The 14,833-nt window shown below is 56.4% G+C and carries 11 protein-coding genes; 5 read left to right on the forward strand and 6 right to left on the reverse strand.

What is annotated here, in order from left to right; genetic code table 11:
• Positions 1 to 16: 16 nt before the first annotated feature.
• The 6 genes from K9B37_RS22195 to K9B37_RS22220 are packed head-to-tail and all read right to left on the reverse strand — an operon-like array spanning position 17 to position 8,055.
• Entirely contained in the window at positions 17 to 1,873 is a 1,857-nt protein-coding gene (locus K9B37_RS22195) for an ABC transporter ATP-binding protein (RefSeq protein WP_439651777.1), read from the reverse strand.
• 9 nt (positions 1,874 to 1,882) lie between these two features.
• Positions 1,883 to 3,307 (reverse strand): amidase, encoded by a 1,425-nt coding sequence (locus tag K9B37_RS22200; protein WP_224315727.1) that lies wholly within the window; start codon positions 3,305 to 3,307, stop codon positions 1,883 to 1,885.
• Between the two features lie 34 nt (positions 3,308 to 3,341).
• On the reverse strand, positions 3,342 to 4,715 hold the full coding sequence (locus K9B37_RS22205; protein WP_224315728.1) for a M20/M25/M40 family metallo-hydrolase: 1,374 nt from the start codon (positions 4,713 to 4,715) through the stop codon (positions 3,342 to 3,344).
• Positions 4,716 to 4,717: 2 nt separating this feature from the next.
• Complete coding sequence (locus tag K9B37_RS22210; RefSeq protein ID WP_439651778.1) at positions 4,718 to 5,638, reverse strand: ABC transporter permease; 921 nt, start codon at positions 5,636 to 5,638, stop codon at positions 4,718 to 4,720.
• Positions 5,635 to 6,555 carry an ABC transporter permease gene (locus tag K9B37_RS22215; RefSeq protein WP_224315730.1) on the reverse strand — a complete coding sequence of 307 codons (921 nt, stop codon included), beginning with the start codon at positions 6,553 to 6,555 and terminating at the stop codon, positions 5,635 to 5,637. Before K9B37_RS22215 ends, K9B37_RS22210 begins: the two co-directional genes overlap by 4 nt.
• A gap of 54 nt (positions 6,556 to 6,609) precedes the next feature.
• On the reverse strand, positions 6,610 to 8,055 hold the full coding sequence (locus K9B37_RS22220; RefSeq protein WP_224315731.1) for an ABC transporter substrate-binding protein: 1,446 nt from the start codon (positions 8,053 to 8,055) through the stop codon (positions 6,610 to 6,612).
• Between the two features lie 357 nt (positions 8,056 to 8,412).
• Between K9B37_RS22220 and K9B37_RS22225 the strand changes: the two genes are divergently transcribed.
• The 5 genes from K9B37_RS22225 (at position 8,413) to goxB (ending at position 14,828) form a co-directional block, all read left to right on the forward strand.
• Positions 8,413 to 9,543 carry a serine hydrolase domain-containing protein gene (locus K9B37_RS22225; RefSeq protein ID WP_224315732.1) on the forward strand — a complete coding sequence of 377 codons (1,131 nt, stop codon included), beginning with the start codon at positions 8,413 to 8,415 and terminating at the stop codon, positions 9,541 to 9,543.
• Positions 9,543 to 10,259 (forward strand): GntR family transcriptional regulator, encoded by a 717-nt coding sequence (locus tag K9B37_RS22230; RefSeq protein ID WP_224315733.1) that lies wholly within the window; start codon positions 9,543 to 9,545, stop codon positions 10,257 to 10,259. Before K9B37_RS22225 ends, K9B37_RS22230 begins: the two co-directional genes overlap by 1 nt.
• Positions 10,256 to 11,236, forward strand: coding sequence for a bile acid:sodium symporter family protein (locus K9B37_RS22235; protein WP_224315734.1), 981 nt, complete (start codon positions 10,256 to 10,258; stop codon positions 11,234 to 11,236). Before K9B37_RS22230 ends, K9B37_RS22235 begins: the two co-directional genes overlap by 4 nt.
• Before the next feature lie 437 nt (positions 11,237 to 11,673).
• Entirely contained in the window at positions 11,674 to 13,710 is a 2,037-nt protein-coding gene (gene goxA / locus K9B37_RS22240; protein WP_224315735.1) for a CTQ-dependent glycine oxidase GoxA, read from the forward strand.
• A complete protein-coding gene (gene goxB, locus K9B37_RS22245; RefSeq protein ID WP_224315736.1) occupies positions 13,710 to 14,828 on the forward strand; it encodes a glycine oxidase maturase GoxB in 1,119 nt (372 codons plus the stop codon). Before goxA ends, goxB begins: the two co-directional genes overlap by 1 nt.
• Positions 14,829 to 14,833: the final 5 nt, after the last annotated feature.

The raw sequence follows: 14,833 nt of genomic DNA on the forward strand, positions 1-14,833 counted from the left end.
ATGAAACTAGGCCCCCCTAATTGAGCAAGACGAGGTGTCCTGTCGAGATCTCCCTATACTCACGAACCGGCGGTACGTATTTGAGGGATCGGATCGGGCTTCTCAGCTCATCGACCGACAGTTCTCGCTTCAAGGTCCGGCGAGAGGGATCTGGAATCGGAACCGCTGACATGAGCTTCCTGGTATAGGGATGCTGCGGGTTCTCGAATACCGCAGCGCGGGGTCCGACCTCTACGATCTCACCGAGATACATGACGGCAACACGATGGCTGATCCGCTCGACCACGGCCATGTCATGAGAGATAAACAGATAGGCAAGGTTCAGGCTCTGTTGGAGATCCAACAGCAAGTTACAGACCTGAGCCTTGATCGAAACGTCAAGCGCCGATACCGCTTCATCGGCGACGATAACCTTGGGGTCCAGCATCAAGGCGCGCGCAACGGCGATCCTCTGGCGCTGCCCTCCCGAGAACTCGTGGGCGAAGCGTCGCATCATATCAGCCTTGAGGCCAACTTTCTCCAACAGGTCCGCCGCCTTCTCTTGGGCCTGTCTCCTGGAGCCGAGCCCGTGCTCGAGGTATGGCTCCATGACGGCCGTGCCAATGGCCATACGCGGATTAAGACTTGCAAAGGGGTCTTGAAAGACCATTTGAATGCTGCGGCGCATCCGGCGGAGTGCTGGGCGGTTCAGCGCCATCACATCGTGGCCATCAATGACGATGCTGCCTTTGACTGGCTCGATAAGCCGCGTAACGGAGCGTCCGGTTGTGGATTTTCCGCATCCGGATTCGCCCACAATCGAGAGAGTCTCACCTTCGAAGAGATCAAACGAGATGTTCTCTACCGCATGCACAGCCGCTGTCTTGCGAGAGAAAATACCTGAGTGAATATCGAATCGAGCCGTCAGATTCTTGACGGAGAGCACGGGTGACTTCGTCTGCGCCACCGTATCGATGACATCCCGCTGCGGCTGCATATCTCCTGTGAGGACATCCACGATTGGAAAACGCAAAGGCAGGCTGCGACCCGTCATCGAGCCGAGCTTCGGCACAGCCGATAGCAGAGCACGGGTATACGGATGTTTTCCGCGAAGAAAGATATTCTCCGTCGGTCCCATCTCCACAGCCTCGCCACGAAACATCACGATGCACTCGTCAGCGATCTCCGCCACGACGCCCATGTCATGAGTGATGAAGAGAACGGACATTCCATCCTCATCCTGAAGGGTCTTGATTAGGTCGAGAATCTGCCCTTGGATCGTCACATCAAGCGCCGTCGTCGGCTCATCGGCAATCAAAAGCTTCGGCTTGGACGCGAGCGCCATGGCAATCATGACGCGCTGACGCATGCCACCTGAGAACTGGTGAGGATATTCATCAAAGCGAGAAGCCGCGTTCGGAATGCGCACCTTGTCCAGCAGTCGGATGACCTCAGCGCGCGCCTCAGACCGAGACAATGGCTTGTGAACGGTCAACGCCTCCGCAATCTGCTTCCCAATCGGGAAGATCGGGTTGAGACTAGTCATCGGCTCCTGGAAGATCATCGACACGTCTCGCCCTCGGACGCGCCGCATCTCGTCATCGGAGAGCGTGTGAAGATCCTGCCCGCCGAGATTGATCTGCCCCTCGATATAACTGGATCGCTTAGGAAGAAGCCGCATGATCGACAGAGATGTGACGCTCTTTCCCGAACCGGACTCGCCGACGATGGCGACGGTTTTTCTAGGGGGTACGTCGAAGCTCAGATTGCGGACCACCGGCTTCCAAACGTCATCACTTCTGAACGAGGTCGTCAGATTACGAACGGACAGAATGGGAGACTCTGCTTCCTGTATCGGAAGCGTGGGGCTCTGAGTCTGATTCATGGAAGTCATATCAACGCTTTAGATGGCGAGTTCGGGAACGGGCCTGGACAACGCGACATCTGTCCTGAAGGCACTCTCGATAGCTTGGGCGATCGCCAGAACTTCTCGATCCCGATGTAGCTTGCCGACGATCTGAATACCGAACGGTGTACCATATTCATCCACGCCACAAGGAATGGCGACAACCGGATTCCCGGTAACAGTCAGTGAAGACGTCAGGGCCGCCCAGTGGACGTAGTTCTCCATAGGTGCGCCATCGATTTCTCTGGGATAGAGCTCTGCGAACGGGAACGGTGTGACTGTCACAGCCGGGCAGATCAGAACATCGAAATCCGCCATGAGATGGTGGAAATCTCTCATGAGGCGATACTGTTCGCGTGCTGCCCAGCCGACCTTTCGCGCATCCATCTTCAAGGCAGCGGCAACGTTGCTGCGTACATTCGGATTCACATCGTCGTTGTAAGTCTCGAATACTGCCTCATGCTTAGCAAGCATGTAGACACCACGCAGGTACCAAAAGACATCGAGTGCATCCCTGAAGTCGGGATCCTTGTGTTCCACATCTCCGAACAGGGATGAGAAACGCTTGACTCTGTCCTGGAATGCCGCCCGCACGGCGCGTGCCACGGGCGCGATGCCAAGATCCTCGCTGACGACAATCCGCAGACTGGAAAGATCCACCTCTGGCAGGGCCTGAAACTGCTGCGGATCCAGCGGGTAAGCCATGGGATCCACGGTATTGCGCTCCGCCATGGCAGAAAGCAGCAGCGCTGCATCTGCAACAGTCCGAGCCATCGGGCCCTGGCTCTGGTAGGTACTGAAGGCCTGAGAACGGCGATCAAAGGGAACGATGCCCGGGCTGGGGCGGTAAGCGACGACGCCATTGAATGCCGCCGGTAGCCGCAAGCTCCCACCTGTATCGGATCCGGTAGCAAGCGGCATCATGTTTGTCGCCAGTACAACACCGGAACCGCCAGAAGAGCCTCCACAGGTCTTTTCCAGATCGAAGGGGTTGCGGGTAGGTCCATAGAGCTTGTTGTTGGTATTGCCGCCGGCTCCGAATTCCGGACTGTTGGTCTTACCGATGACGATCCCGCCCGCGCGGCGAACAGCTGCGACCACATGCTCATCCTTAGCAGGGATATGATCGCGATAAAGGAGAGAGCCGTAGGCGGACACGATACCCTCCGTGTCGCTCAGATCTTTCACGCCTACGGGCAATCCATGAAGCGGCGGGAGCAAATCGCCTCTCATGACTGCGCTTTCTGCCGCTGCGGCCTCCTTGCGAGCACGATCGAAGGCCTTCACCACAAGAGCATTGACGTGGGGGTCGACCGCTTCGATCTGCTGAATGCATGATTCCAGCAGTTCTACCGGGGAAAGCTTCTTCTGGCCGATGAGACGCCGCGCTTCGACGGCATCAAGCTCGCAAGGTCGAGTCATGGAGAATCTCCTCGTGTTTCTATGGCAACCGTGCTCAACGTCTCAACGTTTTGGCGAGACGTGGAAATACCCGCACGCCGGTGCGGATGCCGTTGAAGAACCCGTCGAGATCCATGCTTTCGTCCGGAGCGTGATTGGCTTGATCATGAGTCGCGTGAGGGACGACGAAACAGGCCTGCCGCAAGATATCAGTGAAGACATAGTTTGGGCCGGCGCCACCAATGCCCGGGTAGACAATCGGCTCACGTCCGTATGCTTCCTCGAGCGCTTCGACGATGACCGGCAGAGCAGGATGATCGATCGGCGTGCGCGAGGGCGTGAGGAAATTGAAGCCTTCGACCTCTATGTCGCCAAAGCCCTTTTCCTCCAGATGCTGTTTGAGCTTCTCAAGAATATCCTCCGGCCGTTGATCAGGCACGAGGCGTATGTCGATTTTTGCTTTGGCAACAGAAGGCAGGACAGTCTTGGATCCCTCTCCCGTATAGCCACTGACAATTCCCGCGATGTTGCATGTCGGCTCGGAGATCAGATTGAAATAGTAGCCATCCTCGATGCGCCCGGGGAGGAACTTGTCGATGCCGAAAAAGTCGAGAAGACCCTGCTCATCCACGGGGATCTTCGCAATGGTCTCCCGCTCCATATTGGTGAGAGGTCTCACATCGTCATAGAAGCCTTCGATGGCGACCCTGTTGTCCGGCCCCTTCAGAGAATTGAGGGCCCAGACGAGACGCCATGCCGGGTTCGGGACGCCGGTTGCACGCATGGAGTGCTGATCGATCCGTGCGCCACGAGCGGTCAACTCGGCGTAGACCATCCCCTTGAGGCCAAGGATGATCATCGGGCGACCAGACTCGTGGATATGGCTGTCCGAGTAATAGGTTAAGTCCGCCTTCAGAAGATCCCGGTTAGCCTCAACGAAGGGGGCAAGGCTTGGGCTGCCGATTTCTTCCTCGCCCTCGAAAAGGAACTTGAAGGACAACGGTACGTCGCCGGTAGCCGCGCGAAGGGCTTCGATGGTCTTAACATAGATGAAGATTTGCGCCTTGTTGTCCGATGTTCCACGACCATAAATCTTCCGGTCGCGAATTTCCGGCGCGAACGGTGGAGATGTCCACAATTCCAACGGCTCGGGCGGCTGTACGTCGTAATGACCGTAAACAAGGACGACGGGCGCATCCGGTCCCTTATCGATTTCACCGTAGACGATCGGGTGCCGAGGCGTCTCCATGACTCGAGTCTCGATCCCGACATCCCGCATTAGGCTGGCGAGAAGCTCGGCGCACTCATGCATGCCTTCATTGCGTGTAGAAATGCTCGGCTGCCGGAGAAACGTGAACAACTCCTCCAGAAAGCGCTCACGATTCGCCTCGATATACGAATCCAGTTTCCCCTGAAGTTCGATGTTCATGATCAGCGCTCCGCCATTTTTGGATCAAGGGCCAACCGCAGCCCATCTTGAAACAGGTTGATCCCGAGCACGAGCAGCACGATGGCTCCGCCTGGGAAGATAACGACGTGGGGAGCAACCAGCATGTAGTTTCGACCCGCAGCAAGCATGGCGCCCCATTCTGGAGAAGGTGCCTGCGCGCCAAGCCCGAGAAAGGACAGACTGGATGCGGTCAGAATTGCCAACGCCACACGCAAAGCCGCCATGACCCATAGGGTACTAGCGATGTTCGGAAAGATATGTCGCAGCAGGATCCGGCTGTGCCGCATTCCCGCAGATTGGCAAGCCTCGATATAAGGCTCCTCCTTGACAGACAGTGTAGAGCCGCGGGCCAGCCTCGCAAAAATCGGCACTGTGTAGATCGCAACCGCAATCATGGCGTTCACGAGGCTCGGGCCGAGGATCGATACAATGACGATGGCGAGAAGGACGCCCGGAAATGCCAGCATCACGTCGATGATACGCATGATGACCGTGTCGGTACGTCCGCCTACATATCCCGATATCATCCCGGTCGGAACGCCGATCAGCATTGCAAGCGACACTGAGAACAGTCCCTCGACTAAAGAAAGCCGAGCCCCGACGAGAACTCTGGATAAGATATCGCGCCCAAGTTCGTCCGTGCCGAAAGGATGCTCCGCGCTGGGCGGGAGCAGCATGGCCATTAGATCGTTGGCATAGGGATCGTGCGGAGCAATCCAAGGTGCGAGAATAGCCAGTATGATGAAGATCAGTACAATCGCGCCGCCCGGCAAGGCGAATTTCGACTTTCTCATCTGCTTGAGAATCTGGCGGATCCGTGAGGACGCTGGGCGCGAAGCCTCCTCGACAGCTACGGGCGCAGGTCGGGGGTTCCCGGACATGAGGTTCGCATTAGAACTCATTTGAACTTAATCCGCGGGTCGAGAATTCGATACAACACGTCCGTCAGAAGATTGATCATGACGAAGGTAAGTGCGAGAAGCAGAACCGAGGCCTGCACGACGGGGAAGTCCCGTGCTGCGATCGATTGAACAATCAGGCGACCGATCCCGGGCCACGCAAAGACGGTTTCAGTGACGACAGCGCCGCCCAGCAGATAGCCCATCTGAAGACCGACCACCGTGACAACCGGAATCAGGGCATTGCGCACGCCGTGATGACCGACAACGACGGATTCCTTCAGCCCCTTGGCTCGTGCGGTGCGCACATAATCCTGATTGAGAACTTCGACAAGGCTCGACCGTGTGATCCGGGAAATGATCGCGGCGTTCGGGATGCCCAGAGTAAGCGTTGGCAGGATGAGATTCTTCCAACTGTCCATGCCGGTCAGCGGGAGCCAGCCCAGATAGACCGAGAAGAGCAACATGAGGGAGATACCGAGGAAAAAGGACGGAATCGAGATCCCCAATAGAGAAACCGCCAGAATACTGCTATCGAACCACCCGTTCCTGTAAACAGCCGTTAGAATGCCCGTGATGACCCCGAGAAGGGTGCCGAAGACGACAGCCGACAGTCCGAGGATCATCGTGTTCCAATAACGGACGCCAATCTCTTCGCTGACCGGGCGCCCAGTTCTAAAGCTCTTGCCAAAATCGCCGGTAGCAACGCGACCAACGAATTCGCCGTATTGCATCACGAGGGGTTTATCGAGACCTAGAGACTGTCGAACGGCCGCGACGTCTTCTTTGGTCGCATCGATACCAGCAACGAGAACGGCCGGATCGCCTGGGATTAGATGGATCATCAGGAAGACGATCACGGAGACCCCGACGAGGACCGGAACCAATTGCGAGAGCCGTCGGGCGAGAAAGGTTATCATCAGTTCACTCATCGGTGAGGAGGCATGAGCCAGCGCCCCGCCTCCCCAGTTTGATCACTCGACCTTGGCGTTCACGAACAGAACGTTTTCGTTGGGCAGAACCTCGACGCCACGAACATTCTCGCGCTCACCAAATATCTGGTTCTCATAGAAAAGGACGATCCACGGAACATCGTCGTAGGATTGCTGCAGTACCTGGCGCAGCTGCTCGTTGCGCTTAGCCACCTCTACAGTGCTCCGCTGTTCGGTCAGAAGCCGATCGACCTTGTCATTGCGATAGTTGCCATAGTTGCCTGTTCCTTCACTATGCACGTTGATTGTCAGCGTGAAGTCGGGATCGCCGGTAGGGCTCCCCTTACCGAGGAGGAACATGGGGATCTTCTTTTGGCGCAGCATGGCCGAGTAAGCGCCGAACTCGGGCGATTGGAGATTTACCTTGATGCCAACCTTAGCGAGCTGCGCTTGAATAGCCTCTCCAAGCTGCTTGTCGTTAATGTAGCGACCCGTAGTGATATAGAAGTCGATAGTGAAGCCATTGGGATACCCAGCTTCTGCAAGAAGCTTCTTCGAGAGCTCTGGATTATACGGGTAGGGAGCAATCTTCGCTGAGCCAGGGATCACGGTAGACTCCAGGCCACCACCGGCCGTCCCGATATTGTTCATGACTCCGGAAAGCAACAACTTCGTGTCGATGGCATGAGCAATGGCTTGACGCACCTTCAGATCGTCGAAGGGCTTGGTGTCGAGATTCAAGCCCACGTAGATCGTGCGATAGCCAGTCTGCTCCACGATTTTGACACCTGGTGCGCCCTTAAGTCGATTCACCATGATCGGCGGAACATTAGATACGACGTCCGCCTCGCCCGACATGAGCATCAGCACGCGTGCGCTGTCTTCTGGAACGACCGTGAACTCCACGGCGGCAGAAGCTGCCTTTTTCCCCCAGTACTCATCGTTGCGGATGATCGTGAGCTTCTCACCGGGAGTCCACTTTCCAAGCTTGAACGGACCCGTTCCCGCTGGAGCGCGGCTATATTCGTTATTCAGTTTGACGCCAGCGGACGGGCTAATGATCGCGAGGTTATAGGCCGACAACTGGGCCAGGAGCGGTGCGTAAGGCGACTTTGTTTTGATGATGACGGTGTGTTCATCCTTCACTTCGACGGAGTCGATGGCCGCCGCGGAGCTGGCGCGCGGAGCGGCCGTCTCTTTAGCCATGATCCGATCGAAGGTGAACTTTACCGCGGCGGCATTGAAAGGGGTTCCGTCATGGAATTTGATTCCCTTGCGCAGATGGAATGTCCACGACAGCTTGTCTTCGCTCACATCCCAGCTCTCAGCCAGAACGCCGACCATTTCCCCGGCGCTGTTCGGATAGATAAGCGTCTCATGGATCTGGGTCACCACCCGAGCCGTCGGGATATCGGTGACGAATTGCGGATCAAGCGTCTGGGCGTCGGTGCCCGTCGCATAACGCAAGGGCTTGATGTTCTGCGCCAAGACCGGAGCGGTCCATAGGGATGCGGAAACCAAGCCGGTTCCTACCAGCACCCCCAGTCGCCGAAATAGTCGTGATGTTGGCATCTATAGCTCCTCTCTCAACACCATCTCCCTCTCAGATGGTATACCATATTGCGCTCTGGTCCGCTGAGAGGACATACACCCCGTCTCGCCGTCCCAGTCGAGGCTCGCGGTTTTTCCTTATGTTTTAAAGGAATTCTAATCGGACCGATCCGTTGATCTTTTCATATTGACCGTACGGAAACGATGGCATACCAAATTATGGCGCGCAAGACACAATTTGAACAATCGCATTGCACGCTCAAATTGCGGGCACACCGACAAATCCGGAGGCAGATGATGGATATAAACAATGCAACGACACCCGTCTGGCTCACCTCCAGCCCGGCGGAGGCAGGTTTCGACCCCCACCACCTGGAAGAGGCCGTCACGTTTGCCATCTCTAGCGAGACGCGCTGGCCCCGAGACATGTACATTGACGGGATCTTCGTCGGCTCTGCTCATGTGGACGATAAGCCGCCTTACAACCGGCCAATGGGGCCGGTCTTCGCGCGTGGTGGGGCCAACGGTCTTGTGCTTCGCCATGGTAAGCTTGTGGCCGAGTGGGGCGATACGCACCGAACCGACATGACCTTCAGCATCGCCAAGAGCTATCTGGCAATCCTCACAGGCCTCGCTTTTGACAAGGGCCTTATCGGCTCCATCGACGAGCCGGTCCGGGAGCGTGTAAAAGACGGAGGTTTTGACGATCCGCACAACGGCGTGATCACCTGGCGTCATCTCCTCGAGCAGACGAGCGAATGGCACGGCGAATTATTTGAACGGCCGGACTCCGTGGACTGGCATCGTCAGGTCGGGCCTTCCGTTACATCCGGCGCCGGCAATTCGAAGGGTACTGAGCGCTCCCTCGCCTCTCCTGGAACGCATTTCGAATACAATGACGTTAGAGTAAATCGACTGGGCCTCAGCCTCCTGCGCCTGTTCAAGCGTCCCCTCCCTGAGGTTCTCAAAGAGCACATCATGGATCCCATTGGCTGCTCAGCGACCTGGGCATGGCATGGTTATGAGACGAGCTGGGTCAATGTGGACGGCCATCGAATGCAGTCGGTACCCGGCGGTGGACATTGGGGAGGCGGCATTGTCATCAATAGCCGCGATCATGCGCGCCTGGGTGAGCTGATCAAGAACAAGGGGCAATGGGATGGCCGACAGCTCCTATCCCGGGAATGGGTCGAGACCATGTTGGTGCCCTCACGTCTCAATCCTACCTACGGCCTGCTATGGTGGCTGAATACAGACAGGCTATTGTATTCGCAAGCTCCGGAGACAAGCGTTTTTGCCCTCGGGGGTGGCTCCAACATCATCTGGATCGATGAGCCTAGAGATCTTGTGATTGTCATTCGCTGGCTCGATAAGACCTGCTCCGACGACCTGCTCGGCAAATTCACTCGCGCGATCATTGCCTGATGTCAGTGCTTGAACCCATCAACAAGGACGGCCCGCCCGAAAGCAGCGACGGCGCAAAAGTCGCGCACGTCAAGGACCGCATTCGGGAGATGATTCTGAAAGGGGAGCTAGACCCCGGACATCCTATTCGCGAGAGGACCCTGGCCAATCGCCTAGGAGTGTCACGGACGCCTATGCGGGAGGCTCTGAAGCTGCTCGCTGGAGAGAATCTGGTCGAGCTTCATCCGCACAGAGGCGCAATCGTCGCGATACTTCGGCGAAGCGAGGTCTTCGAGATCATTCAGGTTCTGGCGGCGCTCGAGGGTTTGGCCGCAGAATTGGCCTGCACCGCGATCACCGACAAAGAAATGGCGGAGCTTTGGGCTCTTCATTATGAGATGCTAGCCTTTCGGGCGCGTAAGGAACGGCTGCGCTACTTCCAAAACAATCAGGCGATCCATTTGGGCATCGTGCATGCTGCCCGTAACGCTGTCCTCGCGGAACACCACGCCATTCTCAATGCTCGCGTTTATCGGCTTCGGTTCATTGCACATCAAGCCACAGAGAACTGGGACAATGCCGTACGGGAGCATGAAGAGTTTCTGCATGTTCTTGAAGCGCGAGACGCTGCCAGGGCTCGCCCATTGCTGACCGCGCACGTCGCCAGCATCTGGACACGCTTGAGCACCATCCTCGACGAAGACGGCACTATCACCGAGCAGGTTCCCGTAACATGAAAAAGCTTCTCCGGTTTCGACCGGACGTTCTGATCACTGCTCTTATAGCTGCAGCGATCATCGCGACCTTCTTGCCAGCGTCAGGCCGTGCTGCGGAATGGCTGAATATCTTCACGCAAGGCAGCGTTGCATTTATCTTCTTTCTGCATGGCGCACGTCTTCTACCTCGAGTCGTAATGAACGGCTTTGCGAACTGGCGTCTTCACCTGACAATTCTCGCATGTAGCTTCGTGTTGTTTCCTCTCCTCGCCCTTCCGTTGCGCGGATTGGTTCCGGAATGGCTGCCGTCGGACCTTTATGTGGGCTTCGTCTTCCTTTGCATCTTGCCCTCAACAATTCAGTCGTCCATCTCCTTCACGTCGATTGCCGGTGGAAATGTCCCGGCCGCCGTCTGCGCGGCATCAGCATCAAACATGCTGGGTGTCGTGGCAACTCCTGCACTCGCGATGATAATCTTGGGCAAGCAGGGAGGCATCAATGCCCATGCCATCGAGAGCATCATGATGCAGCTCCTTGCACCATTCGCTCTTGGGCAAGTCCTACAACGATGGATCGGGAACGCGATTCGCTCGCAACCGAAACTGGTCGGTTTCGCTGAGCGGATTTCAATTGTAGCGGTCGCTTATCTTGCCTTTTCCAACGCAATTGTTGGCGGCGTTTGGAAGCAAGTTGACGCAAACAACCTCGTGGTAATGTTACTTCTGGTTGTTATTCTTCTCGCCTTTGTACTGGTAGCGACGCATCTCATCAGCCGCCTCCTTGGATTTAATCGAGAGAACGAGATCGCTCTCGTCTTCTGCGGATCGAAGAAGAGCATGGGAAGCGGCCTACCAATGGCAAACATTATCTTTGCCGGCCAGACAATCGGACTAATCGTATTGCCAATGATGATTTATCATCAGATACAGCTCATCGTATGCGCCATCCTAGCACGCGCTTTTGCGACGGAGAGCGCCAACAAAGGAATATCGGGCTGAAAAGCGCGGATCCCACGAGGAAAGCAGGAGACTGATATACAGATCTCCAGCATCCGAAGTCGTCTCATTACGACAATCAGTCCTCCGAGCTGTTCTTCATAGGGCTCACAAACGAGCGCCCATCTCGCAAGTGAATGGCCTATCACGTTCGCTGTATCGCCCTGCTTGAGCGATTCGACGTCCTCGTCACGGCAGGCGACCATAGCAACTGCTGATACGCCCGTAGAATTGCAGAATTCGCACTCAAGCAGATGCGAATGCCGTCATTTGCTTCTTTATTACATCTTAGTTAGGCCGGGGTAGAAAGCTTGACAATATTCATTCGACCAGGAAAAGACGCAGGGTTATTTTTTGCATTTCGGAATATGTGAGGCCGCTCCCGAAGGTTTCGGCGGACCAGTTCTGGAATGGGCAAGCTACGTCATATGGATAAGACCATGGCAAATAGCGACAAGAACAGGCCTTTCAGCCGACGTGATTTTCTTGCCACGGTAGCAGCTGGGACTGCTGCATATGCCATGCCCTGGCATCCGAAGTCCGCTGTCGCAGCAACAACAGCAGAGCCCGCACCCGCAGGCGCAAAGATCGCGAAAGTGCGTGTTTATCCAGCGATCGGTATCTGTCGGGTGGGTGGCAGCAGCAAGTGGTTCTTGGCGCCGGAGGTTCCTGGTCTCACGGTGCAACCGGAAGGTGGCTTCAAAGACGGCGCGTATCATATCAAGAAGCAGGTCCAGCGTTTCCGAGTTTACGCTTTCGATGCAAATGATCGCGTCATCGGGGAGGTGACACCAGGCAAGGGCCGGGTGGAGTGGCGTGTACACTTGGCAAACACGAAAGCGGCTTGGTACGGCTTCACCAATCCGCTCGATAACGGAGATCTGGCTCCAGGTGTCCCCGGAGTGATGCGAAATGCCTACATTGTTGACGACGCCGAGCGCGAGCGAATGCTCGTTATCGACGGCGGCGAGAAAATGATTTCCGGCGCATCTGTCAACATCGAAGGAGGCGTATCGGCCTATAAGTTCCAAGGTCGGTTCTGGGACAAGGTATCTGTCAATCTTGGCGAGTTGAGAACCGATGAGGAAGGACGTCTGCTGGTCGTTCCGCCAGACGGCAAATCCGCATCGCCCATCGATGCCGGTATCACGAGCTTCGCCGACAACGACGGTTGGTATGATGATTGGTGCGATGGCCCCGTCCAAGCCCGTGTGAAGCTCGCAGATGGGCAGGTACTTGAGGCCGAACCCGCATGGGTCGCCTGCGTTGGGCCAGATTTTGTGCCCGAGATTCAGCCGATCTCCACGTTATTCGATGTTGTTCAGGATCTTAATACAAAGCTAGGTTGGATTCCGAAGCCCGCCAAACCGCTTTCCTTCCGCAAATATATTTACCCGACATTTCGGCGAGTTGCGCTGATGGAATGGTTGACGGATGCGGATCGGCTGCGTCAGGGATGGCTGGAGGTCGGTGATTTCAGCGATCCACGCTTCATCGACCGCCTTGCTGATCCGAGTGGTGCAAACAAGGCATTTCGAGAGTCCGTATTCGCGCTTTTCCGAAATCCGGAAAAAACCGGACCTGAAGCATTCCGGGAAGAAAGACTAAAGATCCCATACATGTTAGGTGACGGCGTCAATTTTCCCGGCAGCCCGTTACAATGGTTTCAGTTTCCAGCGCTCCAATACAGCTATTTGAAATCCTGGGCCACAGGAGACTTCGTGAACGACCTTCATGATGCGAAGGCAGATGCCATCGGCAAACTGGAGGATCTCCCCGTTGAACTGCAGCCTTCCGCTCTGACAGAAGCAGCCCTCGAACGCTGTTCTGGTGGCGCCTTTCACCCTGGCGTCGAGCTGACCTACTATCTCCGCCACGCTCCCATGTACAGCAGGAGCTATGACGACAAGGCGGAACCCTTCAGGATTGCGCTGGGAGGTCGGCAGAGCCTCCTTCAGAATGTTGGGCGGCAACTGAACGCAGAGAAGGCCTTCAAGGGAACGGGTGACGTGCCAGCGCCTATCGGCAGACAAATGCCAGGGGATCTAACACGCTGGATGGGACTGCCATGGCAATGCGACGCGTTCAGCTGCCAACAGGTCCAATTACAAGAGAACTTCCCCGTCGCGGTATGGTGGCCAGCCCTGCTTCCGATCGACGTGCTGTCGGAGGCGTACTATGCCCAGGTTTTGAGGGCCGATCTGTCTGCGAAAGAGCGTATCAAATTTCTCAATAGTCGCGTGCCGTGGTCTCGGGAAGTCTCAGGGCTCGGCCTTCATCCAACGGATGGATACTGGCGGGGAATCACGAACATGATCTCGCTCTGGGAGCGTATGGGTTTCGTGGTGAAGCATCCTGGTCCGACGGATGCCGGTAAGCCTGAAGGAATACCGGAAGAGATCTTCGTCGAAGTTGGGCGGGCGCCGACCATGGAGCGGCGGATCGATTGGAAGCCAGGCCACGGACTGTTGCCCTGATGCGCAATGCCACTGTCCCAGTGGCAGTCCTGGGCGGCGGGATTGCTGGGGCAGCTGCATGTATCACGCTTGCAGCCGCGGGCTTAAGGCCCTTATGGATTGCACCACTCGGCCGAGGCGGCGACAAGCCCGGCGAGCATCTTGCCCCCGCCGCCTGGCCGCTTCTATCGAAGTTGGGCAGCTCCGATTTGGTTGCGCGATCTTATCATCGTCCTGCAGGCATTACGTTCTCGTCCTGGGGATCGGACCATCTGGCAGAGCGCCATTCTATGGTGCATTTGGAGGGCCCAGCCACAGTTCTTAATCGAATGCGCTTTGAGGCCGACCTTGCTGACCGTGCCCTCAACCTTGATGTTGAGCGGATAAGCGCACCGGTGGCTCAGGTCTCGCGACAAGATGATGTCTGGCATCTGCAAGTCGGGGATACCCGGCTTCGCACGTTCTTCCTCCTCGATGCGACTGGACGGACCGCTTTTGTTGCTCGGAGTCGGGCATCTCGCTTCCGAGCAGATCGCCTCGCAGCCCTCGTTGGATTTCTTGAGCAGGATCCCCAAGCCGAGGTCGTTCCTACACGAGCAACACTTGTCGAAGCGACGGCAAGTGGATGGTGGTATGTAACGTTGCTTGCTGACGATCGGCTCGCATTGAATCACTATACTGATCCGGATTTAATCCCGTTCGGTTCATCGAAAGCACAGGCGCTCCTGGACCGGCTCTCTCAGGAGACACGATACGTCGGCCGATGGATCGACGAGGCGGGCTTTCGGTTTGTGACACCAATCAAGGCAACAAGTGCCGGAACGACTTGGGTTGCACCAGCGGCAGGAATTGGTTGGGCCGCCATCGGAGACGCTGCTGCGGCTTTTGATCCCTTATCTTCTCATGGGATGACAACGGCCCTCTGGACAGCTATCGCCGGTGCAGAAGCTTCGGTTGCCGCGCTTTCAGGTGACCTCCGTCCTCTCGCGGCCTATGCGACAAAAGTTGCAACCGGCGTTCAAGAGTTCCTCTCCTCGCAACGTGAGATCTATCGTAGGGAGCAACGCTTTCTTAATGAGCCGTTTTGGAAGCGGCGTCATAGTCAGCATGCATCAAACACGCTGCAGGATGATACTTGATAATC

Origin of the sequence: Microvirga puerhi (assembly GCF_020089865.1) — a bacterium.
In the GTDB taxonomy this organism is placed as follows: domain Bacteria; phylum Pseudomonadota; class Alphaproteobacteria; order Rhizobiales; family Beijerinckiaceae; genus Microvirga; species Microvirga puerhi.